Here is a 23,169-nt window from a genome sequence, read left to right as displayed (position 1 = left end):
CGGGGTAAGGTGCGGTGGTTCAGTTCCCGTATGGCAGCATCGTCCACGGAGCCTCAGGGAAGTGAGCCTGCTGCCTCGAAGGAGGAGGCCCGGCGCAGAATTACCCGAATCACTTACTGGTCGCTGCCTTTCCTTGTCGTGTTCGGGGTGTGGAACCTGATTCCGAGCATTCCGAATGCTTGGCGCTTTGCAGTGATGCCTGTGGAGATCGTGTTTGTCGTCGTCTATGGAACGGCCGTGATCCGGTTCTCCCTATGGCAGCGCGACGAGTACTGGCGGGAGCGGGGGAGAGACCCCAAACATCCCGAGTGCTTTCCGAAAGACCATACCGGAGGTGAGTCGGGCTAGGGGATGGGTGTTCACCTCACAGTACGAGGATGTTGTCGGACGACGGGATGGCTTGGCAGTCGGGGGCGGAATCGCCAAGTTCGAACGTGATGGTCGACGCAGCGAAGCGGATCTGTATCTGGGGGCACCAGAACCCGCCGCCCTCACCCCAAGGCTCGTACCGGAGCTCGACATCGGAGATGAGCTGATCGCGTACCTGGTGCCATCGCCCATGTCCGGTGACATCCCAAACAGCATCGTCGGCGTCAGAAGCTACCCCGGTACCTATCAGGGGCACAGCGCTTAGGCCGATACCTTCGATCGCGCCCGGAGGATCCCAGGTCAGCGAAGCTACCCGTCCATCCGTCAGGGCTATCTCGACGCCGTAGTCGACACTGTCAAAATCGGGACATGACCATGGCGGGCTAAGCCATTCGGCCTTGCCCATTACGTTGCGCGGCCCGATTCCCTCCAACTTTGGAAACCGCTCTGCACGCTCGTAGTCGATAGTCATATACCTGACCGCAGCCAGGGCCCCACCAACCAGGAACTTCGCGTGCCGTTCTCGCTCTTCCACTTCTGCAGGCGATGCCGCCCACGACCAAACCCTGTTCAGCCTGCTCAACGCCCGTGTCCTGTTGAGCCGAAACTTTCGTCACGAGCGTGCTCCACGGCGGCGCTCTGCCGCCGTTCATCTGCCTGGAGGATGCCGTCACGGACGGCGGCGAGGATGACGCCGTAGAGGACGTAGAAGAAGACCGCGGCGAAGAGCGCAGCCAAGACGAGGGTGTTGAGGGCCATCACGCCGGGGCTCCTTCCGGCCAGTACTTCTGGGCGCCGGCTGCTGCTTCGCGGAGCTGGGTGCCGTCCAGGGTGATGGAGGATTCGGAGATGCCCATGTCGGTCCACTGGGCGACCAGGCGCAGGTCGCCGGCCGGCGGCAGCGGCCACATCCAGATGGTTCCCGACCCTCCGAGCTCGTCACCTCCTCCGCCGCCGCCTCGGTTCTGAAGATAGAGGACCGGTGGGTCCGGGCGGTAGGTCGGGTCCTCCGGCATGAACGGTGATGTGATGCTGCCGGTGCTGGCTTTGGATCCGTCGGGGAATTGGACGCCGAAGAGCAGCTCCGTGCCTTTGCTCGCACTCATCGGGACGTGCCTCGAATTGAAGAAAGTCGCGTGGGTCATGGCCCATTCCTGATCTGTCTCATCACCGCGCCGCAGTAACCAGGAGACGTCGATGAGTACGGTGATCTGGGGGAAGAGCCGCTCAAGCAGCCGGAAGTTGCCGCGGGTGATCCGCTCGATCGCGGCGATTGCTTGGGCGTCGGTGAAGTCGTCCATGTTTGCTTCCCTCGCCGAATACGAACGATCGCGGCTGTCGGAAAGAACAAAGGCCGGGCTGGCCGCAGCAAAAGCCCGGGGCCGGCTCGGTGGCCGCCCGCGGTCGATGACGCCAGGGAAACTGGGAACCGCCCGGCAGTTGCGCAACGAAGGAAAGACTCTGAAGGAAACGGCTGAGCGGTTTGGCGTCAGCGTTTCGTCCAGCCGAGGATGCACCCCTTTGAAGCGACCAGTTGCCTATGACTCATAAAGCCTCTGCTGCCTTCCACGCCGCGCCCGCAAGTGCAAGTTCAGGGCCTGCCAAGCCGGCTGCTACGACTGCGCCAGCAATGAGAAGGGCATCCCATGCCGTAATTCCCCCCTCGTTATTGGGGGCCGTACGGCGGAACGGGCCACCTCCCGAGGGGGGCGATTCCTCTTCCGGTGGCTTGGGCCGGTCCTTAACTTCATCTTCCGTACCCGGCGGCGCTTCTTCAGTTACCTTTTCCGGCACGGTGGGGTCGGGCCGGCCAGACGGCCATTCCACCTCCTGTCCACGTATCCACCCGGCAAGAAGACGGCCACGGATACCGTTTACGAACGAGTCCCACCAGCCCCCCTGCTCTTGTGGGCTCAGGCCGGCTGGGTCAATAAAGTTCAGAGGATTATTGCCCGCGTAGATGTACAGATTTTTGATGCTGGTGATCAACGGCTCTGGGGAACGATAGCCCATTAGTACTTCTGCCATTGCTGGGTCTTGAGACATCCAGCGCCCTAGAACGGGGTCGTACCAACGCCGGCCGAACCTCAAGAGGCCTGTCGCGCGGTCCGCGAAACTGCTGCGGTACCGAAACAGATCACCGTGTGCCGTGCCGATGTCATCGCCGACTCCCCAGGCGTCGTAGTCCACAGATAATCGCACTTCGCCGTCCCAGTCCAGAAGCCGGCACGTACTTTCATGTCCATCTTGAATGTAAAAGAGAGAATGTGGGTGGCCGGTCGGTTGCGGATCCAGGGCATCTCCACGCAGGCGAAGCAGTCTGCCGGCGTCTGAACGGGTATACAACACCTGCACGCTGTTGTTTGTGTCTATCTCAGCTCCAATGAATCCGTTGATATACACATAACGTGCGACTTCGATCGCTCCGCCGTCAATCCGCCGAGTCCTCTCCAGCAAGCGCCCGTCGAGGTCATAGCGATAGGCTGTTTCCGTTCCACCGCTCAAAACTCGCCGGAGTCGGTTGGCGCCATCGTACTGGTACTCGATAACCCCTCCGCCGTCAGTTCTTCGCGCTACATTGTTGCCGTTGATGTCGTAACTGTAAGTGGTAGCCGCTGCCGGCTTCCGAATTAGCTTGTTGTCGTTGTCATACATGTCCTGCTGGGCAGGTGGCAGCGGGTTGGTCGCGTGCCATAGTCGGTTACCGGCGCCGTCGTATCCGTCCTCGTAGCCAGAGTCTGTCTCCTGTACTAGGTGTTTGGCGGCGTCGTAACCGTAGCGGCCGATGTGATCACCGGTAGCTTCGCCAATGAGCCCGTCATTCCGATAGTCATATCCATAGATCGCCACGGGGTTTCCATCAAACGTGTTTTCCACACGCGTGATTTGATAGTTTTCGTTGTAGTCGAAGCGGGCGACGATGCCTGAGGGATTCTCCACGCGATAGAGATTGTTTACCAGCCCGCCCTCACGTCGGATGAATTGGAATTCCTGGGCAGGATCGCGCCACGCGGAGTCGGTCACTTTTATAAGGTTTCCAGCGGCATCTCGATCAAGCTGGATGTCGATAACCCCTTCTTGGTCCTGTACTCCTACAACTGCGTTGCGGGCATCGTAGGTGTAAACCAGAGTGGGACCAAAGGGAGGTACAACCGAAGTAAGGTTTCCGGCAGGGTCGTACTTGTAAGAGCTTATTCGGGGTAACTCACTGTCCTCTAGGTGCAGACGGTGGCCGAGGGCATCATATGAAATCCCGATTTTCTTTCCAGCGTTGGCTGGAGCATCGGCTGGCCAGTCTGGTTCGTGGAGTGCGACCAGACGCCCGACAGGGTCATAATCGAAGGTCGTTATTCTGCCATTGCGATCAACCATCTCAACTGCGTGCCCAGCGTGATCGAAGCGCATCCGAATGGAGGGGTGGTTGGAGTCGTGTCGATAGGTCTCGTAATACCGTCCGGCTTCGTCCAGGCGCAGGAACGTTGTGTTGCCCTGCGTGTCTGTAATTTCAGTCAGTTCTCCTGCGGCCGCATAAGCAAACGAGGTCTTTTCTGCGACGGGAGCTGTTCTCGCAATAGAGCGGACGCGGCGATTAGCGAAGTATGCATACTCAATTCTGTTTCCCATAGGGTCTACTACTGACACGCACCGGCCCGCATCATCGTAGTTGTAACTAACCGAGTGGGCGGGGTCCTCCGGTGCCGCACCACGGGCATCCATTGTCGCCGTTAGCCATTGCGTTCCTCGGTCGTAGGACCAGGTCCGCTCATTTCCGTTGGGATCTACCAGAGCCGTTAGTAGTCCTCGTGGGTTATATCGACGTCGCCAGATGATTCCTTCCTCGTCGACTTGGTCTAGGAGCGCTCCGGCTGGGTCATAGACGCGGGTAAACACTCCCCCAAGGGGGTCAGTGGTCTCTGTCGGAAGTAGAGGAGAAAAACTGCCGACATTGTCGTATCCGAAGCTCCACACTGCACCAAGTTCATTGGTCTGCGTTGCTATTCGATGAGTGCTCTGGGCGGTATCGTCGACGTCGAGACTTGTGGTCCCGTCGTAGCGGTCGAAGGACGCATTCGACCTTACTGGAAACATCACGCCATCGCCGTCGACGTTCGTTTCAGCAACCTCCAAAAGATCATAGCAATTCGGGTTCTGAGGAGTTGGTGCCGAGCGTACGTCGTACCGATAATTTCTGGCGTGATCTGCAGCGTCAACGATGCGGGTGACTTGGTTGAAATCGTTGTATTCGAAGGCAGTCGCGTTGCCCAGAGGATCAAGAATTTTGTTGACTTGGTATCGGTCATTCGCGCTGTAGTGCCATTCTGTCCGAACTTGCTGGTTGCCCGAATAGCCACTTGTGACGGACATGGTTTGTGCCGTCACGTACCGCTGACGGGTGTCGGTCAGATCCTCGGTGTATGTATACGACACGGTCCTCGCGTCACCGGCTGCGCCGACCATAAACACACTCACGGTCTGTGCCGCATGGTCGTATTCGTATCGAGCCTCGTTGCCCTCAGCGTCTACTAACCTGGAGACCTTTAGCCGCGACATCAGTTGTTCGTCGGGGTCTAGCGAATCCTCTAGATACTCAATTTCAAACCAGTCGCCCACTGGATCTGAGATCCGTGTCAGATTACCTGCGGCATCATAGCTGTATCTATAGGAGCGCAGGGGGCCACCAGCATGACCAGGGTAACTGACTTCAACCAGTTTGCCACGGTCATATCGATAGATAATATCGTTGGGAGCCTCGCCTGTTTCGTCGATGACGCGGGTGATGACGCGACTGCACACCGGACTTTCCGGCTGATTCCCGTCTAGGTAATCAACCTGGTCATTCAATTCGAAGCGCAGACTCCGGCCGTTACCATCGACTAGTCGGTAGGAGCGGTAGGGGGGTTGAGCCTCTATTGGGATGAACTGAACGTTATGCCCTAGCGAGTCGGTGACGTTTACGACAAGCGCGGGGACTGTCACCTCCCGTTCACCATTTTCGTTGATGAGCTGCCGGTATGCGAATTCTGATGAGTATTTGTAAGCAACGCCGGAGGGGACTTCAAAACGGAAAAGTCGCACATCCGCTTCGTCAACAAAGGTTTCGGCCCGGTAGCCACCACTAAGGATAGAGAAAGTACCTTGAATGGTTCGCAGTATCCCGTCGTACGGCTCGTATTTGTAGCCGAGCGCGTTCAAAGTCCGCCCAGGGATGCCGTAAGCGCGCAGCCGGTGCTGAACACTAGCACCATCAGTTGTGTTGAGCTCGAAGTCGGGGTGAATGCGGTAATAGAGGGCGCTTCCGCCGGAGCCGTCTGCCACAAGCAGCTCGGGAACAACGCTCATCCACACCGGGCTTATGTTCACTTCTCGAGAGGACTGCCAATTGGCGAAAAGGTGAATACGAGGGTCGGTGTTGGGATGGGCAAGTAGGTAGCTAGCCTGGGCGTGCTGTTCTTGGGCGTCATAACTCCTTGCTGCCTGAAAAGGTAGTGCGTGATATGGCATCGTCGTGTCGACTGCCGAAATTGTCAGGCCGCCTGTGCAGACGTTGATTGCAAGCTGATGACCGAGTGCTGTCAGACCTGTCGGGGTCCAGCCACCTGCACCTAACAGTTCGGGGCCATGTTTGCGAACAGGATCATCAATCGGGGCATTGGCAGCGTCTCTGGGAACACCGAGCCTAGTTGCACTGATGACAGGCATTGGTCATCACTCAGAGGTGGCAGGCGGCACGAAGGAAGGCCAAGTCACCTTGGTTCGAGCCGACCAGGCTTTCATCTGATTCGGATCCGCATCGAGGAGCGTGGCTAGTTCGGCCATGTTGCCAAGTTTGGGCAGTTGGGACCCGATCAACTGGACTTGATCCGATGAGATGCCTAGAGCTTCGCTTACCTCCCACAAGGGCGCGATGGAGAGATTTAGCACGCGGCGTACGCGGCTGAGGTCCTTTCGATCCGGAGTTATGGACGTTGATATTTTTTTTACGGTCAGTTTGGCTCGGCGGTCCCCTGCCTCCAACGTATAGTCCCCGGGGCAAAGGTTGGCAAAGTGGTACTCGCCCCGAACCGTGGTCGTCGTCGCGTGCACTGTTCCTTTGTTATCAGTCAGTGTTACCGCAAGCCGACGCAATGGCAGCCCCTCAACGTCAAAGACCCTGCCCGCAACCGCCCCCGCACATAGACCGGGCTCCCTGGGTCGGGCTAGTACGCGCCGGAACATGAAAGTACTGAAGATCTTGTCATAGTAGATTTCGACGCCATCGAGGTCGCGTTCGTTCTGGTTGTGCATGAGGAAGCAGGACGCCGTTTGTGCGAACGATCCCTCAGCTTCCTTCGAGGTTTGGTAGCCAATGCTCGTAGTGCTGCTTCCGCTAAGATCAAGCGCTGCTGTCAGACCATCGAGGTTTGGCCCGACTGAAGCGTTGGTGGTTACCGTACTTGAGAATGTGGTTTGGGTGGCGGAGTCTGAGAGCAGTTGCTGACTCTCTCCCACGGTGTAGTTCAGTTCAGTACCACTATCAAGCCACCATCGTCCTATTAGTTCTGCACGGTTATTCGGGGATGGATCGGCAAAGGGGTCACTGGCAACTGCAAGATCTTTCCCTTTATCGGGGAAAAACTGATCCAGGTTTTTCAGAAAAGGGTCAAGCTCCAGTAATTGACGACGCACGTCGCCCGGAATGGACCCTGCGATAGGATCACGATCTGGACGGAGGAGTCGGTAGGCCGGAACCAGAAGGACTTGTTTAATTTCCTGAAGCGAATACAAAATTGTGCCATCGGCCCTGCGACTGGCAGCAAAAGATGGATTCACGAGAATGACAAAAATATCATTCAATGGTCCCCAATATGCACGTCCAATGGCTCGCTGGTTGTCCGCTGTCAACACAGTGTTACGGAAGTATGAAAGCTGGATTCCGCTTGTGGACTGATTAGTCATGGTCTGCGAGTCAGAAGTGCCAATCCCTTCACTGAAGAGGCCAAGGACGTCGATCTTCGCCTGGACGCCGCCCTGAGCTTGCATTCTGGAACTCTCACCGATTGTAAAGCGGGTTCCATATGACAGGGACTGCAGCAGCGACGCTGTCATGTCCTGGCCAGGTGGACAATAGACAATGCTCATAGGTATGAAGTCCAGAGTGAAGTCTCCAATAGCTGATGACCCCTGTATTGCCTGGAAGTAGGCCTTCTCAGTTTTCTTGGTGCCCCTACTCGTTTTGCTTGTCTTGGCACGCAACCGGACCCGATATTGCTCAACCGGATCGGTCATCGTGGTGGAGACGATCAGCGTCTTGTGCCAATCACCGTCGTGCTCATCGTCGCCCAGAAAGTGGTTGTTGTAGTCGACCTGTTCCCAAGTTCCACCAGTCGTTAGTTTGTCGAGGTATGCGGAGAAGTAGCCCTGGCCGTTGTCCCAGGCCGGATGGTCATGAAATTCTGTCGCTATATGGAACTCGATTGCAGCATCATTCACTACCTGTTGCAGCGGGGCAGCTTCGGAAATGTCGATGTGAGAATCACTCCCGAAGCGGCGATTGTATACCCTCATGCGTGCTATCGGGTTTCCTGGCCAACGGCTCATGCGGGCCTCCTACAATGACTTTCACCGTATTAATTTGATTCGAGGAGGCGCGGTTCGGAACAGCCCCAGAGGGCGACGCACCCTCTCCCACACGATTGAGGCCCAGATCGGCTGCAGGGGTTCTTTATACCTCGGCAGGCGTGCCAGATCGAAGGTCAAATATGCCATCCAGGACATGAACCCTTGGTGTCGTTCATATGGGCAGTCCCTAATGGGTACGTAGCGAATAGAAAGAATATTCCTCCATTGTTTTTGAATTGGCAAGTCAGTGATGCTCATAGACCTTCGAAGGGTAAGGGCAGGCAGTTTGGGCTGTAGGCAGCTTCTGCCTGCACCCGGCCTGTGTGGGGGAGGGCTGACACCAAGCTATGGGCTGGACGGGCTGGACCCATACCCCGTCAGAACAAGCCTGTTGGAGGAGCGTCGCACGGGAGGGGTTTAAGCTTGTTGGCTGCATGACCGCTGCCACGGGCTTGCAGCCTTTGAAGGGGCCGTCGGCTGAAAGCAGGACGCAATGTGGTGGTCGGCGTGGTCACGCCACCAGATGCTCATCCCTGTTGAGCCGTCGAGGCGGAGGAACTGCCAAGACCGCCACAACGCTTCCAGCCGGCTGATGGCTTCTTCATGTTTCCACCACGACGGGCACCAGGTCCGGTCTGTTCCGCTGAGGCTCCGGCGGTAGGACGGGGCAAGGTGTTCTTGAACGAAGCTGACCAGGTCAGCGTAGAAAAGCTACGGTTCACGAGCTTCTCCTACTTCTACCTCCCCGCTTTCGGGATCGGGAGGCTTCGCCGGAAACCTCGGGCTCGTCGTCCCATTCGCCTAAGTCACTCATCGGCTGCACCCCTGCTGGATGCTGCGACGGTGACCCACGGATTCACCGTTTCTGTGGCACCGGTAGCCGCTGTGACTGGCCGCTTGGAGGGATCGTGGGCTGCGATGGATGCCCGGATTTCGCTGTCGTGCTTGCCGCCCATCCATGGCACGGTTTCGAGCAGCGCCGCGGGGGCGCCGGAGGCGAACATGATGGCGCGGCCGCGGGGGAATGATGCGAGGTCGAATCCGCCGTCGACGTTGCGGTTGCGCCGCTGCCCACGCCTGGAGGCCTGTAGCTCGCACACGGATCCCGGGACCGGCCGGTTACTGCCTCAAGATCAGACGTCAGTGATGCTTGTGGGGTCTCCCGCCTAGAACCTAGGCGATGGCCCGTCATTGAGCACCAATACCGTGTGGTTTGAAAAGTCTTTAGCTGATCCTCGTTTGACCGCCCAAAGCAAACAGGGCCAGGTCCACCTGACGGGGAGACCAACGGTGCCCACGACGTTCGGCCTCGGACGCCAGCCCAACGACGATGGTCATGTACCTCCCGTACCGACCGCTTGCAGCGGAGAGCGAAAGCCCAAGCTTTTCTAGGCCCGTTTGGGCCCGCCGATCGTAGACCGCCATGCGGTCCGGGGCGGCCGCTGTGAGCAGCGCCGAGGCAAAGGCATCACCGCGGACGAAGCCTGGCAAAGGGCTAAGAGCTTTTCGGCCTTCAGCAGCTGCTGAGGCAACGTCCAGGGCAGTGTCGTTGACCGCTGAGACGGCGCGACCCGTAGTGTCGCGTACTTCGGAATCGGCCATAACCATGAGTTCCCGGACCCACCGGGTGTCGGCGCGGAGACGCTTCCAGAAGAGCAACGCCCCGATGTCGGCCTTGCCGATCGACCCCGAACTGCGGATACGGTCCGACACCTCAATAAGAACCTCGTCGTAGACCGCTGACGCCTCGGAGTGAAAGTCGGCATATGCCTGGCGGAGGAGGCTCCAGGTGTGCTCATTCAAAAAGGGCGCTGTTGCATCAGGTTTTGTCATGGGCTGAGCCTCTCACACGACGTCGACTTTGATCACCGCAGGTAGCCCACTTGTCCGGGCTCAGTCAGCGATGTGAGAAGGCGGGCGTCACAAGGGCCGTCTGGACCTGTGCGTCACTGACCGCCTCCATCTTCACGCCATTCGGATCCGAGAAAATGACTTGATGAACATCCGATGCTGCGAGATTGGTGCTGGGCGTGTTCTGTATTTCCGTAGCGGCCTTCACAGGCATCATGTCTACGCCAAAACTTGTTGCGCCGCCACCGACCCGCCGCGTGGGGCATACAACTTCGGTCATACCCGAAGCGGCCCAGCCGAACGTCTAGGTCGGGCAGCAACACAGGAGATCTAGATCGAACGCTTCGCGTGAATGTTTGGCTCCAAAGGGCCGTTGCACATTCGTAGCGATAACGCCAGGAATAAGCTGCACCTGCTGCAGGATTGCACGTCAGATCAGAAAATCTTGGCATGGGGCGTTGGGCGTCTGGCGTGGAGCATCGAGCTTGCGTATTAGCGTGGCTACAGGGGTCAGGCTTCCAATTGGTCCAGGGCAAGGATGCCCACCACGGGTGAGGTGGTTCGGAGCGTCACGATATGGTCGTCGCGTATTTGGAGCCAGTACCGTGCGGGTGAGCCTACGCTGCAAGACTCAAGCATGAGCAGTTCAAGTGTTTCCCCGTCGCGGCGAAGCTGCGAAAACCCCACATCCAGATACTCGATGAGGGAAGCGGTGGTGGCCATAACACGTTGGACTGTCCTGGCTGTCAGGTCCAGCAGATAATGGCTGCCCGTCGCAGTGGTCACAAGGTAGCGCCCCGCATCGTCATTGCGTAGCTCTTGCACCATGGTGAGAGTGTAGCCGCGGCCTCAGACACCGTTCGTGGTGCCAGCGGAGTCCAAGAGTGCCCTGCCTTGATGCCTGCGAGTTCGTAGCGCCGAGGACAAGTGGGCTGTGTTTACCGAAGGCTGGTCCCACGCTAGTTCTGTACTACCCACTCGGCGCGGCTGAGAAAGCCTAATCCTGGATGTCTCCGCAGGCCCTTAATTCCGGCAGGAGACCCGACGATGAGGAGACCCACGGGCAGGCCCCGACTGATATTTGGTTGGTGAGCGCCAATGAGAACCGGGACGGCTGGGGCTAACGGTTGCCGAACGTCCCGAAGGATTAGGAAGCCGCTTTCGCGCAGAAGTGACGGATCAGGGGCTACCTCGCGAGCGACAAGCTCATAGAGCGGCCATCCGGCCTCCCCGACCACTCGTTTGGCCGTTTCTATAACTTCCCTGCTAGCAGCGGGCCCGGCACACGTCGCGATTGTCAGTAAGGAAGGTGTTCCTAGGCCAACGCGCAAGCAGTAGGCCAGTTCGTGCGCCCATTCGGCCGCGTCCATGCAGCTTACTTTAGGTCAGTTATCGCGAAGAAGCAGGTACCTGCAGGTCCCTGATTTCGAGCGGTTCAATCCGAAGCGGAGCCTTGCCAGGCCAGACGAGCACTCCGTTACCATGACGTGAGTTTTCCATGTTGAGTACGTCTACCCTCGTGACCATTCCAGTGGGATGGCTCAATTCGTGAATTCGCCGCTGATGCCAGTGGCCGCAAAACAGATGAGGCACGGCCAGCGCATCGACTACTTCTCTCAGAAGCCTGCGGGTCTTGTTCGCCTTCTCAGTTAGTTCCTCGCTGAGTTGAAAGTCTCCCTTCAGCGGAACGCCTTCAGGTGCATCGTGGGTTATCAGGATGTCGACGGGGCCCCCGGCGATGAGGGCTTCAGCTTCTTGACGGGTGGGTTCCTCATTCGGCCACCAGTCCTTCCCCTCGACCCTGTACTGGTAGTCGACGCTGAACGCGCCGCCCAGGCCGCCGATGATAAGGCCATCGATGACGGTTCTGCCGCCACGGGGTAGTACCTGTATGTTTGATCGGATGGTTGCTAGGCCGTCATCTTCGACGACGAGCTTCTCAATCGTGTCCCAGTTGTCGTGGTTGCCACCGGAGACGACGAGCGTGACCCCCAAGTCCATCAGGTACTTGTTGAGTTTTGCCTCGTAACGCCCCCGCTTGGCGCCCGGCCAGTCAAGACCGAAGTCCCCAACGTGGATGGCAGTGCGGACACCTTCGCGTGCTGCTGAACGAATGGCTGTCAGAGCCCAGCCGGATGCGCCATGCCAGTCCCCGAAGGTGCCGAAATGGGAACGCCGGGTTTCTCTGACCGGTAGGTGACAGCAGTTACGCTGTGGCTGTGGAGCGCGTGCTGTTGGACCAGGTGATCTACACCGGTTACGGTCAGTTGGACCATGCATGGGGTGAAGACGCCTGCTCGAGCAGCGGGGCCTGCTGGGGGCGGGTTGTTCGTCGAGGAGTACACCGGGATCCATTCCTGGGTGGAAGGCCTGACCCGGTACACCGTGGTCCACTCCCGGGAGGTGGCGGTCCTGTTCGTGGACACCCGGCCGCTGGACGCCATCGTCTTCCATCACGACCTGCTCGGTGCGGACGATCCGAAGAGCTTTTTCACCCTGCCTGAGTAAGGAGACGCCCCGCCCCGGGCAGTGAAAGGTGTCGTGCGTCCTCAGGACGCGCGTGGGTGCGGCTTCTCGGCCGCCAGCTGCTTGACCCACTCCGGAGTCTGTTTGCCCAAGCGCCGGTCCGTGACGAGCCGGAGCTGGGCGGCGGCGATCTGTATGGCCCGTTCGTCGGGGTCCACGCGCTTCTGGCGTTCAGCTTCAGGGGACTTTTCAGCTTCGTGCCGTCCTAGGTGGGGTGCTGCGCACATCGGTCCTCCTCCAGATGGCCCCGGCGGATGGTTGTCCTCATTGTCCCGTGGCCACGGGCGTAGTGTCCACCGCCGTGTCATCGCATCCAGGGCGGTGTCGTAGGCGGGGCAGAGGGTGCCTGCAGATGCTTTCCTTCGGCGGCGGACCAGTGACCCGGCCAGCGTCGACCACCCGACGGTTTCTTCACGCCTCCTGGCTGAGGCATACTCCTGCTGGTCCTGACAAGGGATCGAGGACCAGCAGTTCCTGCTTCCGCCCGGGCGAAACCAGGGCCATCATTAAATTGCCGGAGCGGCACAGGGCACCGATCGGAGAAGGCCATGTTTGGGGCCCTGTTGTGCAAGCTGAATATCAGCCATAAGTGGCACGCCGAACACGCCGAGGACGGCAGCCTGTATAAGCGCTGTCTCCGCTGCGGAAAAGACGATGATGAGCGCCAGAGGGGAAGCGGAATTTCAGTGGCTGGGTAGAACCAGTCGGAGGAGGCGGGGGTTAGACCGCCGGCCTTCTTCGTCGAGCGGCCATCAGTCCTCGATGCCAGGGGTGCCCCACATCCATCTCACTCGGCGGCATGTGTTGTCAGTTGGCTGGTTTGCAGATGCGGTCCAGGGCCTCGTTGAGAGTCGACTCCATCCGGCCGTTAAGGTCACTGCGCTTTCCTTCAGCGGCTGGGTCCTCGAGTCCGGTCGGCAGCGGTGGGGCTGTCACGGTCATCGTTGCCTGGTAACGGCCGTCAGCGCTGCTGACGGCTGTCGTTTGGTGGCCCCAGAGCGAGCCCAGGCCCTCGTATCTCGACTCTTTCGAGCAGCCGTCCGCATGCTGCCACATGCCCAACCCGTAGGGTGCGAAACCAGGGCTGGTCTTCATTTCCTTCAGCGACGCCGACGAGACCTCCCGGCCGGTGAAGAGGGCGGCCATGAAGAGGTTCACGTCTTCGACCGTGGAGCTTGCCCCTCCGGCCGGGTTACCCGCCCAGGCGGTGTTATCTGTGACGTCGACCCGTTCACCCCGGATGGTTGCATAGCCGTGCAGAAGTCCAGGCGAGGCGAGGTCTACCGGTTTCAGGCTCGTGTTTTTCAATCCAAGGGGTTCAAAGACCTGCTCCTGCATGACCTGGTCGTACGGCTTGTGCCGCAGTTTCTGTAGCAGGAGGCCGAGGGCGAGGTAGTTCGTATTCGAGTATTTGAAAGTTCCGACGCTGGCTGCGGGCCAGGGGAGAGTCCCGGCCAACTCCAAACCACTCTCCATTGTGAGCTTCTGCGAGAAGAACGCAGGGCGGAAGTCAACATCTTTTGACGCAGCATCGTTGACCTCGGGCATGCCGGACGTATGGCTGAGCAGCTGCCTGACGGTAATCGGCGCCGACGGCTTGAGGACCGACGTGAACCCGGGTATCACATCATTGACGGGATCGTCGAAGCCGATGAGGTGGTCCTCAACGAGCTTCATCACCGCCACGGCCGTCATCGTTTTGGTGACACTGGCAATCTGGATCCGGTCCGTGGGCTGCGCCGGCGTCCTGGTCTCAAGATCCCTCATACCGTAGGCCTTCGACCACTCGCCCTCGGGCCAGCGGATCTGAACAACGGCGGCGACCGCGCCCTCACAAGGAACAGCTGAACCTGATGTTCCAAGAGTGCGAAGGCGCTCGGAGAGCTTGATGACGGTGCGGACTGATCGTTGGAATAGGTACAGCCTGCCAAAAGGAAAACGACGGCGAGGGCTGCCCGATACCAAACGCAATTCTTCGTGCTCATTGCCGCATCCGCTCGGGACGACGTGACAGGTTGTGGCCGCCTGCGGCACCCCATCCGGCCAGACCTGCGATGGCACCGCCGTCCCAGCAGCTCAATCTTACGATTGGCCCTCGTGGCACGGAAGGTTCAACCCACTGGCCTGATTTCTGTTGGCGACCCAGCCACGCATTGCCGCACGCGGGCTCGCCCCCTAAGCGGTATGCCGGCTGTTCCCGCTCCGCCGCGCCCGGCCCTGCCGCCAGCCGGGGATGACATCGTTCAGCTGCTTCTCCTTGGCCGCGGTGAGCTTCCCGGCCCGGTAGTCGATGCGCTGGGTGTGCAGCCACACGCCCAGGGTGCGCTCCTCCTGGTCCTCGGTCTTGTTGTGCCGGGGCCAGTCGTTCCCGCCGGCCAGCCACGCGGCGACCTCGACCAGGCGCTGCTGCCACCGGGCCGCGTCGGCGTCCCGCTTCGTGGGGTAGTCCCGCCAGCCCGGGATCGTGTCCAGGGCCTGGGCATAGACGGGGGAGAGGCCGCCCTCCGCGGCCTCCCGCCGCCGGCGGGTCAGCCACCCCGCCAGGGCCGACTCCTGCGGTGACCGGCCATTGACCGGCAGCCGGCCCTCGGCCTGATAGAACGCCAGGACGGCAGCCAGGTTCCGCCTGCCCGCATCGGTCACCCGCGGCGGCGGCGCGGGCAGGGCCGCCTGGTACTCCTCACGCAGGCCCGGCTCCTGCCGGGCGGCGATGGCCAGGTGGTAGCGGACCACGGAAGCAGCGACGCCTGCGCCGGCGGCGATCTTCGGGGCGGGGATGCCCTTGCGGTACATCAGCACCCACTCCGGGTTGGGCGCCGACCGCTTGACCTGGGTCATCAGCCAGATGCCGGGCTCATGGCTGCGGCCCTTCAGGATTCGCGGCCCGCTTCAGTTCGGCGATCCGCAGCCGCAGGAAGATGATGACCAGCACCAGTGCGTACACCGCCAGGCCGGCAACGACGAGCGTGAAGACTGCGTACAGGATGCCGAGAATGCCAAAGGCTGGACTGAGACTGAACACTGCTACCCCCAAATAGTCGTTGGACCCTAGGCTACGTGAGGAGCGGATAGGGGCAGGCAGCGTGACATTCCAAGGGGCGCCGTGGACCGCGTGAAGTGGAGGCGATGGGCTACGGTCGAGTCTGGCTTGGGGCTGAAGATGAGGAATGGCATGAACAAGGTGGACATCAAAGGCAAGGGCACCATGGAGTTGTCCAACGGGGTTCTTCCTCTGCGGTGGAAGCGAGGGGTGAACATCGGCATCGACGTGGCCAACGCCGCCATTGAAGCCATCACCATCCTGGGCAAGGGTGCCAGACTGCCGATGCTGGTCGAAATACAGGGTGTCACGCACTCGGCGGCCGCGCGAAAAGTCTTCCCGGCCCCATCCCTCATTTCGCGCATGGCGCTGCTGGGCAACTCGCCTGTTGATCGGGTGATCGCGATGTTCCGCCTGCCCCTGGTGCCTGCCGGGTTCCCGATCAAATACTTCACCTCCGAGGAGCAGGCCATGGCGTGGCTGCTGGAGACCACAGGAGAGCCACCTGCCTAGCGGGTCTGCACCGCCCTCTGAAGGCACAGGAAAGGCGCGCCCCGTTCGCAGAGCGCGCCTTTCGCTTTCCCATGTCCCCAAGCCGATCCCCTTCGGCTAAGAACATCATAAGCAGGCTGATAGTTCGGTCGTCGAGGTGATTGGGTGTTTGTGGCTGTCTCGCCACTCCTTCGGGTCAGGCTGAAGAGTCCGCGATCGGCCACACCTGTGTGCCAGTGGAGGATGAGGCTGGAAGGTGGGCCGGCAAGGCCAGTTATCTCCTGCGGTCGAGGAGCCAGGACGGGTCCATGTCCGGTGCCGCGCGTCGGCGGAGCCTCCTGAACAGGGCGATGAACGGCAGCAGAAGTAGCTCTAACAAGCCGCCAGCGATCAGCAGTGCAACGAGCAAAACGATGACCGGCAGGTACAGGAGGAACGCTCCTCCCATGGCTGCGATGTAGCCCGCGGCGTACCCGAGGATGGTCCCGGTATCCATGACTCTCCCTAGCTCTGGTGCGGACGGCGGATTCTTTGAAGCCTCAGCCGGCGCCGCGGCACGGGGATCTGCCCTGTCACGGACGGGACCCGTCGCCATGGCCTGTGCGGCCTGGAGCTGCTGGGGTCGGGGGGTGGTGGGGCCGTGGCAACCACTGACGACCCTTTCCTTCGGCGGCGCAGCGTCAGGAGGACAAGCAAGGTCAGGCCGATCCACACGAAGGCAACAACGAAGATCAGCGACACCGTCTGGGCTGTGCTCATGACGGGACTGTCTGAAGAGGGCTCGGATGCACCAGCGGAAGATTGGAAGCTGGGCTAAGGTCAGCGTTGGTCATGGTGCCCCGGCTCTGGGTGACTACCGTGCTGCCTGCATAACGCGGTAGGGCAAGTTTCCGCCCGCCGCATCAGGGCGGCAAGAGCTCAGGGCCTAGACGACGGCCCCGTTACCGAACTGCGGCCTTGGTGACGGCCCGGCGACTCCCGGGCCCAATACGAGATCATCAGACCCACCGTCGCGGCCCCGCCGGCGTGGGTCCAAGGTGAGGACCATGCCCCTTCAGGGGTGGGGATGGCGAAGGCAATCCAGACCGTGGCGATACTCAGGAGAAGCTCCACCGCCGCCTGCAGCCGGCGCTCCGGGTACGCCAATCGAACGAGGGGAATGACCGGCAACACGAACAGGCCAAGGCTGGGAATCGGATAGATGGCATTGAAGGTGAAGATCACCAGGCCCACCACCAGCAGGCCCAGGAACTTCAGCAGCTGCATCGGCCGGAGCGGGTTTCCAGACGTCCACCGGCTCAGCAGCAGTCCCCAGGCCGGCAAACCGAGCAGCCAGCCGCCGGCCCAGAAGCCCAGGTTCAGTAATGCCAGGGGAACGAGCAGAGCGCCTGGCAGCAGGAACGCCACGGCCTGCCGCAGCGACAGCCACACCCCCAGCGGGCCGAAGATGCAGACGCCGACCAGCAGGTAGGCGGCGGTGTAGCCGGGCAGCAGGTTGATTGCCGGCACCCGCGACAGACCGAAGATCAGCACGCCCACCGCGACGACCATCACGCAGACCCCGGCTAATGGCCACGCGCGGGGGACCGTTTCCGGGGTTAACAAATGAGAGGCGATGTCACTGGAGACCGCCGTGGTGCGAGCAGGCGCCCTGTTTGCCGCCACTTGAGGAAACCCACCCATCAGCGCACACTGCTGAATTCCCCGACCCACCTTGCAGGTAGGCATCTACGGCCGCAAGGCGGAGGGACACGTCTACGTTGTAGCGTCTGCCGTAGGTGACAAGTTCTTCCTCATACCGCATAAGGCTGTTCCGGTACTCCAGGTCCACACGCCCCAAGTCCGCACCGGTCGCGTAGATGATGTTCCATCCAATGTCGGAGCCGTAATAGTTGCCCTGCGGGGCTGGCGGTTTCTTAGACCCCAGACACTTCCCCTCCGTGGCACCCTCGAGGTATAGGTCGGTCAGCGCCCATTGCTTGCTTTCTGGAAGAGCGGCGGCACTCTGCGAGAGAAATAGACCAGAACCGCCAGCGGTGAGGTTGGAGCAGATCGTTGAGCTGAGACTTTTCCATTCAGTCTCATCCAGTGGGGCTCCCAGTTGTTTCGACTGGGTGAGCACGATACTGGTCACTATTTCCTCCGCCGATTTTGGAGCTGGCTTTGACGGGATAGACGGTGGCGCAGGTGCAGGTGCCGGCGTGCTCACGATAGGCCGGGGTGTGGGTGCTGACGACGAAGTTGCCGAAACTTGCTGAACACAGCCAGCAGACCCTAAAACAACCGCCGCAGCCAGCATGGCCACATTGCCAAATCGTCCGGCGCGCTTCATAGTCCCCCAAAGTCCGAGGCCCCAAGGGCCATTCACCAGTAATTATCAGATAGACGGTGGTGACGGATCGAATATGTCGCCCGAGTTCTCACAAACTGCGGAGTGGAATGACCGAAGGAGAGCCGGGGACCGTCTCAAAACCAAAGCATAGGTAATAGGACTGAACGCCAGACAGCCGTTTCCGCGCCGTTCTACCGACGTCTGGAGCAAGTACCCGGGGTCTGCCGGGCGGGACCAGCGGAATTACTGTCAACAGGACCAGGCCCAGGCGCGGGAATGCTTTCATGGCCCCGTCCAGCGTATGTGTGCGTGCAGCCAGGAAGTACCGACACCAGGAGCCCGGCGAGCAGCGCACGTCGAATCAGTTTTATCATTCCCCGATGATTCGTTTCCTGGCACCCTGCCCGAAGCCATGCAAAGCCGATGCCACAGATGAGCGGCAAGACCATGCAGGTTTAACCGTCTTAGCTGATCTTCTTTTGACCGCCCAAGGCAAACAGGGCCAGGTCCACCTGACGGGGAGACCAGGGGTGACCACGACGTTCGGCCTCGGAGGCCAGTCCAAAGACGATGTTCATGTACCTCCCGTACCGCCCCCTTGCGGCGGACAGGGGTAGCCCAAGCATTTCCAGACCCGTCTGAGCCCGCCGATCGTAGACTGCCATGCGGTCCGGGGCGGCCGCTGTGAGCGGCGCCGAAGCAAGGGCATCACCTCGGACGAAGCCTGGCAAAGCGCTTAGAGCTTTTCGGCCCGCAGCAGCTGCTGAGGCAACGTCCAGGGCAGTGTCGTTGACCGCTGAGACGGCGTGACCCGTGGAGCCACGAACTTCGGAATCGGCCATAACCATGAGTTCCCGGACCCAACGAGTGTCGGCACGGAGACGGCTGCAGCTGTGTCGAAGGGGATCTGCGCTCAGAGCGAACTGACGCGTAACCAATTTGACTTCGTTCTCCTCCGCGACTAGTTTCTTTGTATTACTCCCCACCGTCCTAACGGATTGGTGGGGCTTTTTTTACCCAGAATGAGGGTCTATGCAGCAAGTGGCTGTTTTCTTCGACTACGAGAACGTTCACCGCGTTGGCCACGGTCTCTACTCTCGATTAGGCGAGCAAAAGTACGAAACTGTCGTAGATCCTCGGGCGTTAGCCGGGCGGCTTGTCGGCATGAGGCGGCCGCTGAGTGAGCTTGCGCAGGTGCTCGTGTTCCGAGGGCGGCCAGTTCCCGCTCACCAACCTGAGGCGGCCAGCGCTAACGATATTCAAAAGACAGCCTGGGAACAGGACCCGCGCGTCCGAGTAATCCGTCGAGACCTGCGCTACGACTTTGACGCCGATGTCTCGAATCGCTTTGTCGCGCGCGAGAAGGGGATCGACGTGGCATTAGCAATAGCCATCGTCGGCGGGGCAATCAGAGGCGAGTTCGATGTTGCCATCGTGTTCACAGGCGATACAGATGTGATGCCCGCCCTGGAGCTTGCCTTCTACGGTACAGAGCCCCGCATTGAGATAGCCTGCTGGCAAGGGTCCAAACCCCTTTGGTTCGCTGAGGGCCTCCGCCAAAGGCCACCACGTCGTCTGCCGTACTGTCACTTCCTGAAGGAAGACGACTTTTTGGCTTGCCGAGATTTTAGCGCTGCAGACCTATAGCTTTCGTTGTCCTTTCGCGGTTTGTGCGAGTTTCGTATCTTGAAGATGCCTCTCTTGCGGAGGATGCTAAGCGACCCGCGAGTCGCCGGGAAACGATCAACCCACTACTGCGCCTTTAGTTAACAGAGATAGACGGCGAAATCCTAAGCAGCACTGTTGGATTCTCACCCGCCTGCGCCACTGCACGGCCATCACGATTCTCCTTTTCGCCGCCCTACCAGATCAAAAGACAAAACCTTCCTAATGGAAGGACAGAATTAGGGCGCCCTAGTAGATAGGCGAACTTACTTCGCTTAGGACAAGAACCCCATCAAAGCAGCTACGCCGAGCACACTGTAGAACGTGGCCTGAATGAGGTCAATGAGTTTCCAGCGTACCAAGAATGATCGTCGGTACCGGGTAATGTCCATGGTGTAAAGGATTGCAAAGAAAATGAAGGAACACACCCCGCCTGCGATGTATAACAGCGGACGAAACGGAGCCAAACCCGAAAGTGTTAGGCCTGCAAAAACGATGAACATACCAAATGCAGCCACAAATGAGCTTGCTTCAACGAACGATTTTTCGACTCGCGAAATTATAAATCCGCTGGTGAGTTTAGTAGTAAGGCACTCCCTGACAGTAAGTGGGGCCGCCTTTGGCGAGGTCTTAACTTCTTCGGAGGACAGGTACTTGCGAAGAGAATAAATCGAGATTTTTTGGCCGCCCCAAGCGCCGAGAATTATAAAAACAGACACAAAAAAGGGGCTAGCAGCCGCCAGCCTGATGGGGTCCATTACGGTGCTTTACAATCGAACTGAAACACTCCGGCTTCGACGTCAGGAGGCCCACCGTTATTCGGAGTGCAGGTGGTCTCAATTTTCAGTTGGTGGGTCCTGGAGGTTTGACATCCCGTCGAATCATGGTAGAGGACTGCGTGGTCCCGTATTGGACGGACGCGCGTCGTGTTGCCATCGACTTCGAAGCCGGTCTTCCACGAGTCAGGCGAGCCGGTGCCGTCGTAGGTAAGGCGACTATCAGCATGGGTGCTTAGTATGTCTGTCTTTTGTGACCTGATAACCAAGGGAAGCGCAACGAGGTGATGGAGAGCATTCTTTTGGTCGTAGCTCGACTTCAGAAATACTTCGAGAGTGCTCTTCACTGGGCGAATTTTCCAGTGCTTCAAGCGCTTCACCGGCTAGACTCGCCGTCTGGACGTTCCCTTGCCGCAGTTAGCGCCTCATGTGGATAGGTTGAGACGAGTTCCTCAAAGTTCGCGAGAACGTCGATCTCGCCCGCACCAAGGCCCTCGGTAGCTAGCTCGTGAACGAGCGAAGAATTCAAGTTATCGTCCAGAACTGAGGTGACTACCGAGCATTCATGAACTCGGATTTGGCCGATGTCAATCCGGCCTATGTCTGATCGCCAAGAAAATGCAAAATTATCAGATTCCAGACGGAAGAACGAAACGTCCTGCGGTCGTTGGTCTACTGCCGCTAGAGTATGCGAGTAGCTACCCTCGATCAACTCGTCGTCACTTATGACGGCGAACCCATTAGTGAAGCGGACTTTCCCTTTGGTGAGCGTCAGCATTTTGGACAAGACGGTAGCGAATGGCAGTGCGCTGGTCCAAACAAGACCAACCGCCTCCACGCCCTGTTCGCACTGAATATACTCGCCGCTGGCAAAGGTTATAACGCGCCCATGCCGCTCATTGACCGGATAGTCCTTGACTCTCATTTGATTCCCTGCATTCTTATGTATGTTCGGAAACTTTCCCTTTTGAAGCGCCGATGCGCTGGATGCGCTAAGGGGGACAACCTGAACTAGGTGTTGCACTTTTTTTACTTGGCCCAGCCACGAGGGATCTTCAGTGGAACCGAATGTAGGATTTCCAATTCCTCGCATTCCCATTGACCATAGTAACTTGGCCATTCTGCCGGATGCGTGTCTAACCTGTATAACCAGAAAGTCACCTCGTAAACCAGTGCGACGAGGGCGTTTCGAACCAGTAGTTCTTTTAACCGATTCGGCGCTTTCCTTCCTGTGACGAACGAGAATAGCGGGGTACAAAGGCGCATCCTCCTGGTTTGGTTCGTTGTGTCTCGGCTGGTAAAGATGCAGCTTCACACGCCACCTCTTAGTCGAGTGTGCGCCGTCCCATCCCCGCGGTCAACGGTCTTGCCAGCCGATCGACGGACTATATCTCCTCTTCGTGCCCCCTACCATTTCTCATGCACGGCAATGGGATCCTTCACCTAATGCCTCGATTGTCCACCTCGAAGCTTCCTTTACGGTAGACATGAAGGGGCGTTTCACGCGGTCGGCTAAGTTAGTGGTGACAAGTCGCCGGGATTGCCGGACGTTGCATTACCACTTGCCCGGTTGACTGCCATGTACGGCGGATAGGTCTCAAGTGCCAGGCGCCAACCGGAAAGTTTGAATTCACTAGAAATGCCAGGGGTCGACTTCGTTCTCATGGCGGGCGACAATCGTTCTAATTTGCTCCGCGTTTGTCGCCGCTCGGCTGCCTGGGAACAGAACAAAGTCGTTGCCAATCAGAGCTATGGTTGCCTGTTCCGCGGAGCTCGACCACGGTAGTGTTCACCTACCAAATCATCCAACTCAGGAGGCTCTGATGCCGCTCAAAGCCAAGGACAGGGTCATCGCCCATTCAGACATCAAAAACCAAGGCAAGACAATCGTCAAACGCGGAGATAGGGGTGTGGTCGTCAGCGCCAACGGTAGTTGGGGCAAATCCTACGTCGTCGCTTTCGTACCGTCGGAAGCTGCTGATGGCTACCCTGTACTCGTCGAAGCAGTTGCAGAGGACCAGATCACACCGGGCTGAGCGTACTTATTAACTGACAACGTAAACACTCTGGAACAGTTTTCGACATAGAAAAAAGTGGTTGGTCTGAGGTCGAAGTCGATTACGGATCTTGAGGGGCTCCTCCGCGGTCCCGTAGGTAAAAGCATGCCCATTACCTGCGAATCAAGGAACTGGCGGTGAGTGGGCCCCTGCCTGCGGTACGCCACCGTGCAGGTCAACCGCCCCGAACACCCGAACGGAAACGGGACAAGCGCGAGTTGGCTTCGGCAGCAGTAACACGCCTCCGCCGCACCCCAGAACGACCCATACGCCGCCGCACATAAACATCAGTGGGGGCAGTTGGGGAAACGGTTCAGATGTCTCCCCCCTCTGAGCCCCTCGTTAGGTTCGGTAGAAGCTTGCTCATGAGTAGCGCACCAACATGACAGATCCCACCTTCATTCGCGAGCAACGGCATCTTCTGCACGACGTCAACGAGTTCTGATCAACGTCCGACCACTC

26 protein-coding genes and 2 pseudogenes are annotated in these 23,169 nt (G+C 59.2%); 6 read left to right on the top strand and 22 right to left on the bottom strand.

Features of this window, described 5'->3' with window-relative positions; all coding sequences use genetic code 11:
* Nucleotides 1-30 precede the first annotated feature (30 nt).
* Complete coding sequence (locus LDO22_RS04575; protein ID WP_224026260.1) at nt 31-348, top strand: hypothetical protein; 318 nt, start codon at nt 31-33, stop codon at nt 346-348.
* 16 nt (nt 349-364) lie between these two features.
* Here the strand turns inward: LDO22_RS04575 and LDO22_RS04570 are convergent, their stop codons facing one another.
* From LDO22_RS04570 to LDO22_RS04555, 4 genes and pseudogenes are all read right to left on the bottom strand, one after another.
* The gene (locus LDO22_RS04570) at nt 365-841 is read right to left on the bottom strand and encodes a hypothetical protein (protein ID WP_224026259.1); all 477 of its coding nucleotides are present in this window, start codon (nt 839-841) and stop codon (nt 365-367) included.
* Nucleotides 842-948: 107 nt separating this feature from the next.
* Nucleotides 949-1,128 carry a hypothetical protein gene (locus tag LDO22_RS04565; protein WP_224027162.1) on the bottom strand — a complete coding sequence of 60 codons (180 nt, stop codon included), beginning with the start codon at nt 1,126-1,128 and terminating at the stop codon, nt 949-951.
* Complete coding sequence (locus LDO22_RS04560; protein WP_224027161.1) at nt 1,128-1,568, bottom strand: hypothetical protein; 441 nt, start codon at nt 1,566-1,568, stop codon at nt 1,128-1,130. The genes LDO22_RS04565 and LDO22_RS04560 overlap by 1 nt, the downstream gene beginning before the upstream one ends.
* Nucleotides 1,551-1,673: pseudogene (locus tag LDO22_RS04555) on the bottom strand (ATP-binding protein); the annotation flags it as partial. The pseudogene LDO22_RS04555 and the gene LDO22_RS04560, both read right to left, overlap by 18 nt.
* Between LDO22_RS04555 and LDO22_RS04550 the strand changes: the two are divergent.
* Nucleotides 1,669-1,920 (top strand): annotated as a pseudogene (locus tag LDO22_RS04550) (helix-turn-helix domain-containing protein); the annotation flags it as partial. The pseudogenes LDO22_RS04555 and LDO22_RS04550 overlap by 5 nt on opposite strands.
* On the opposite strand, the gene LDO22_RS04545 reads toward LDO22_RS04550, so the two are convergent.
* The 8 genes from LDO22_RS04545 to LDO22_RS04510 all read right to left on the bottom strand — a co-directional run bounded on the left by LDO22_RS04545 (nt 1,915) and on the right by LDO22_RS04510 (nt 12,099).
* Nucleotides 1,915-6,069 carry an RHS repeat-associated core domain-containing protein gene (locus LDO22_RS04545; RefSeq protein WP_224026258.1) on the bottom strand — a complete coding sequence of 1,385 codons (4,155 nt, stop codon included), beginning with the start codon at nt 6,067-6,069 and terminating at the stop codon, nt 1,915-1,917. The pseudogene LDO22_RS04550 and the gene LDO22_RS04545 sit on opposite strands and share 6 nt — an antisense overlap.
* 6 nt (nt 6,070-6,075) lie before the next feature.
* Nucleotides 6,076-7,947 carry a carboxypeptidase-like regulatory domain-containing protein gene (locus LDO22_RS04540; RefSeq protein ID WP_224026257.1) on the bottom strand — a complete coding sequence of 624 codons (1,872 nt, stop codon included), beginning with the start codon at nt 7,945-7,947 and terminating at the stop codon, nt 6,076-6,078.
* A gap of 438 nt (nt 7,948-8,385) precedes the next feature.
* Nucleotides 8,386-8,664 carry a DUF4913 domain-containing protein gene (locus LDO22_RS04535; protein ID WP_224027160.1) on the bottom strand — a complete coding sequence of 93 codons (279 nt, stop codon included), beginning with the start codon at nt 8,662-8,664 and terminating at the stop codon, nt 8,386-8,388.
* Between the two features lie 110 nt (nt 8,665-8,774).
* Entirely contained in the window at nt 8,775-9,068 is a 294-nt protein-coding gene (locus LDO22_RS04530) for a hypothetical protein (RefSeq protein WP_224026256.1), read from the bottom strand.
* A 124-nt stretch (nt 9,069-9,192) separates the two neighbouring features.
* The gene (locus tag LDO22_RS04525) at nt 9,193-9,801 is read right to left on the bottom strand and encodes a hypothetical protein (protein WP_224026255.1); all 609 of its coding nucleotides are present in this window, start codon (nt 9,799-9,801) and stop codon (nt 9,193-9,195) included.
* Between the two features lie 64 nt (nt 9,802-9,865).
* Complete coding sequence (locus LDO22_RS04520) at nt 9,866-10,099, bottom strand: hypothetical protein (protein ID WP_224026254.1); 234 nt, start codon at nt 10,097-10,099, stop codon at nt 9,866-9,868.
* A gap of 230 nt (nt 10,100-10,329) precedes the next feature.
* A complete protein-coding gene (locus LDO22_RS04515; protein WP_224026253.1) occupies nt 10,330-10,647 on the bottom strand; it encodes a hypothetical protein in 318 nt (105 codons plus the stop codon).
* A 561-nt stretch (nt 10,648-11,208) separates the two neighbouring features.
* Nucleotides 11,209-12,099 carry a metallophosphoesterase gene (locus tag LDO22_RS04510; RefSeq protein ID WP_224026252.1) on the bottom strand — a complete coding sequence of 297 codons (891 nt, stop codon included), beginning with the start codon at nt 12,097-12,099 and terminating at the stop codon, nt 11,209-11,211.
* A gap of 3 nt (nt 12,100-12,102) precedes the next feature.
* On the opposite strand from LDO22_RS04510, the gene LDO22_RS04505 reads away from it, so the two are divergent.
* Nucleotides 12,103-12,327: a hypothetical protein gene (locus tag LDO22_RS04505; RefSeq protein ID WP_224026251.1), complete on the top strand. Its 225-nt coding sequence runs from the start codon at nt 12,103-12,105 to the stop codon at nt 12,325-12,327.
* A gap of 41 nt (nt 12,328-12,368) precedes the next feature.
* On the opposite strand, the gene LDO22_RS04500 is transcribed toward LDO22_RS04505, so the two are convergent.
* From LDO22_RS04500 to LDO22_RS04485, 4 genes are all read right to left on the bottom strand, one after another.
* Entirely contained in the window at nt 12,369-12,572 is a 204-nt protein-coding gene (locus tag LDO22_RS04500) for a hypothetical protein (protein WP_224026250.1), read from the bottom strand.
* Nucleotides 12,573-13,152: 580 nt separating this feature from the next.
* Nucleotides 13,153-14,112, bottom strand: a complete 960-nt coding sequence (locus LDO22_RS04495) for a serine hydrolase domain-containing protein (RefSeq protein ID WP_263422193.1) — start codon at nt 14,110-14,112, stop codon at nt 13,153-13,155.
* Nucleotides 14,113-14,520: 408 nt separating this feature from the next.
* Entirely contained in the window at nt 14,521-15,183 is a 663-nt protein-coding gene (locus LDO22_RS04490) for a helicase associated domain-containing protein (RefSeq protein ID WP_224026249.1), read from the bottom strand.
* Between the two features lie 16 nt (nt 15,184-15,199).
* Nucleotides 15,200-15,367: a hypothetical protein gene (locus LDO22_RS04485; RefSeq protein ID WP_224026248.1), complete on the bottom strand. Its 168-nt coding sequence runs from the start codon at nt 15,365-15,367 to the stop codon at nt 15,200-15,202.
* Between the two features lie 150 nt (nt 15,368-15,517).
* Between LDO22_RS04485 and LDO22_RS04480 the strand changes: the two genes are divergently transcribed.
* Complete coding sequence (locus LDO22_RS04480) at nt 15,518-15,898, top strand: STAS/SEC14 domain-containing protein (RefSeq protein ID WP_224026247.1); 381 nt, start codon at nt 15,518-15,520, stop codon at nt 15,896-15,898.
* 253 nt (nt 15,899-16,151) lie between these two features.
* Here the strand turns inward: LDO22_RS04480 and LDO22_RS04475 are convergent, their stop codons facing one another.
* The 4 genes from LDO22_RS04475 to LDO22_RS04460 form a co-directional block, all read right to left on the bottom strand.
* Nucleotides 16,152-16,373 carry a hypothetical protein gene (locus LDO22_RS04475; protein WP_224026246.1) on the bottom strand — a complete coding sequence of 74 codons (222 nt, stop codon included), beginning with the start codon at nt 16,371-16,373 and terminating at the stop codon, nt 16,152-16,154.
* Nucleotides 16,374-16,381: 8 nt separating this feature from the next.
* On the bottom strand, nt 16,382-16,636 hold the full coding sequence (locus tag LDO22_RS04470; RefSeq protein WP_224026245.1) for a hypothetical protein: 255 nt from the start codon (nt 16,634-16,636) through the stop codon (nt 16,382-16,384).
* Nucleotides 16,637-16,795: 159 nt separating this feature from the next.
* On the bottom strand, nt 16,796-17,431 hold the full coding sequence (locus tag LDO22_RS04465; RefSeq protein WP_224026244.1) for a hypothetical protein: 636 nt from the start codon (nt 17,429-17,431) through the stop codon (nt 16,796-16,798).
* 64 nt (nt 17,432-17,495) lie between these two features.
* Complete coding sequence (locus LDO22_RS04460; protein WP_224026243.1) at nt 17,496-18,011, bottom strand: DUF3761 domain-containing protein; 516 nt, start codon at nt 18,009-18,011, stop codon at nt 17,496-17,498.
* Nucleotides 18,012-19,241: 1,230 nt separating this feature from the next.
* Here LDO22_RS04460 and LDO22_RS04455 point away from each other — a divergent pair.
* Nucleotides 19,242-19,856 (top strand): NYN domain-containing protein, encoded by a 615-nt coding sequence (locus tag LDO22_RS04455; protein WP_224026242.1) that lies wholly within the window; start codon nt 19,242-19,244, stop codon nt 19,854-19,856.
* A 293-nt stretch (nt 19,857-20,149) separates the two neighbouring features.
* On the opposite strand, the gene LDO22_RS04450 is transcribed toward LDO22_RS04455, so the two are convergent.
* Together LDO22_RS04450 and LDO22_RS04445 are read right to left on the bottom strand one after the other, a co-directional pair.
* Nucleotides 20,150-20,632 carry a hypothetical protein gene (locus LDO22_RS04450; RefSeq protein ID WP_224026241.1) on the bottom strand — a complete coding sequence of 161 codons (483 nt, stop codon included), beginning with the start codon at nt 20,630-20,632 and terminating at the stop codon, nt 20,150-20,152.
* 394 nt (nt 20,633-21,026) lie between these two features.
* Nucleotides 21,027-21,575: a hypothetical protein gene (locus LDO22_RS04445; RefSeq protein WP_224026240.1), complete on the bottom strand. Its 549-nt coding sequence runs from the start codon at nt 21,573-21,575 to the stop codon at nt 21,027-21,029.
* Between the two features lie 898 nt (nt 21,576-22,473).
* On the opposite strand from LDO22_RS04445, the gene LDO22_RS04440 reads away from it, so the two are divergent.
* A complete protein-coding gene (locus LDO22_RS04440) occupies nt 22,474-22,686 on the top strand; it encodes a nitrogen fixation protein NifZ (protein WP_224026239.1) in 213 nt (70 codons plus the stop codon).
* Nucleotides 22,687-23,169: the final 483 nt, after the last annotated feature.

Origin of the sequence: Arthrobacter sp. NicSoilC5 (assembly GCF_019977395.1) — a bacterium.
In the GTDB taxonomy this organism is placed as follows: domain Bacteria; phylum Actinomycetota; class Actinomycetes; order Actinomycetales; family Micrococcaceae; genus Arthrobacter.
The sequence above is the reverse complement of the archived record's forward strand: the minus strand, read 5'-3'. Positions and strand labels throughout refer to the sequence as shown.

What these genes read in the sequence shown, in the direction of transcription:
- LDO22_RS04450 (WP_224026241.1), bottom strand. Translation starts at nt 20,632, where the DNA reads ATGGACCCCATCAGGCTGGCGGCTGCTAGCCCCTTTTTTGTGTCTGTT.
- LDO22_RS04495 (WP_263422193.1), bottom strand. Translation starts at nt 14,112, where the DNA reads ATGAGGGATCTTGAGACCAGGACGCCGGCGCAGCCCACGGACCGGATC.
- LDO22_RS04480 (WP_224026247.1), top strand. Translation starts at nt 15,518, where the DNA reads ATGAACAAGGTGGACATCAAAGGCAAGGGCACCATGGAGTTGTCCAAC.
- LDO22_RS04490 (WP_224026249.1), bottom strand. Translation starts at nt 15,183, where the DNA reads ATGACCCAGGTCAAGCGGTCGGCGCCCAACCCGGAGTGGGTGCTGATG.
- LDO22_RS04520 (WP_224026254.1), bottom strand. Translation starts at nt 10,099, where the DNA reads ATGACCGAAGTTGTATGCCCCACGCGGCGGGTCGGTGGCGGCGCAACA.
- LDO22_RS04525 (WP_224026255.1), bottom strand. Translation starts at nt 9,801, where the DNA reads ATGACAAAACCTGATGCAACAGCGCCCTTTTTGAATGAGCACACCTGG.
- LDO22_RS04475 (WP_224026246.1), bottom strand. Translation starts at nt 16,373, where the DNA reads ATGGATACCGGGACCATCCTCGGGTACGCCGCGGGCTACATCGCAGCC.
- LDO22_RS04510 (WP_224026252.1), bottom strand. Translation starts at nt 12,099, where the DNA reads ATGCATGGTCCAACTGACCGTAACCGGTGTAGATCACCTGGTCCAACA.
- LDO22_RS04575 (WP_224026260.1), top strand. Translation starts at nt 31, where the DNA reads ATGGCAGCATCGTCCACGGAGCCTCAGGGAAGTGAGCCTGCTGCCTCG.
- LDO22_RS04500 (WP_224026250.1), bottom strand. Translation starts at nt 12,572, where the DNA reads ATGTGCGCAGCACCCCACCTAGGACGGCACGAAGCTGAAAAGTCCCCT.
- LDO22_RS04545 (WP_224026258.1), bottom strand. Translation starts at nt 6,069, where the DNA reads ATGCCTGTCATCAGTGCAACTAGGCTCGGTGTTCCCAGAGACGCTGCC.
- LDO22_RS04470 (WP_224026245.1), bottom strand. Translation starts at nt 16,636, where the DNA reads ATGAGCACAGCCCAGACGGTGTCGCTGATCTTCGTTGTTGCCTTCGTG.
- LDO22_RS04570 (WP_224026259.1), bottom strand. Translation starts at nt 841, where the DNA reads ATGACTATCGACTACGAGCGTGCAGAGCGGTTTCCAAAGTTGGAGGGA.
- LDO22_RS04540 (WP_224026257.1), bottom strand. Translation starts at nt 7,947, where the DNA reads ATGAGCCGTTGGCCAGGAAACCCGATAGCACGCATGAGGGTATACAAT.
- LDO22_RS04515 (WP_224026253.1), bottom strand. Translation starts at nt 10,647, where the DNA reads ATGGTGCAAGAGCTACGCAATGACGATGCGGGGCGCTACCTTGTGACC.
- LDO22_RS04445 (WP_224026240.1), bottom strand. Translation starts at nt 21,575, where the DNA reads ATGAGAGTCAAGGACTATCCGGTCAATGAGCGGCATGGGCGCGTTATA.
- LDO22_RS04455 (WP_224026242.1), top strand. Translation starts at nt 19,242, where the DNA reads ATGCAGCAAGTGGCTGTTTTCTTCGACTACGAGAACGTTCACCGCGTT.
- LDO22_RS04565 (WP_224027162.1), bottom strand. Translation starts at nt 1,128, where the DNA reads ATGGCCCTCAACACCCTCGTCTTGGCTGCGCTCTTCGCCGCGGTCTTC.
- LDO22_RS04440 (WP_224026239.1), top strand. Translation starts at nt 22,474, where the DNA reads ATGCCGCTCAAAGCCAAGGACAGGGTCATCGCCCATTCAGACATCAAA.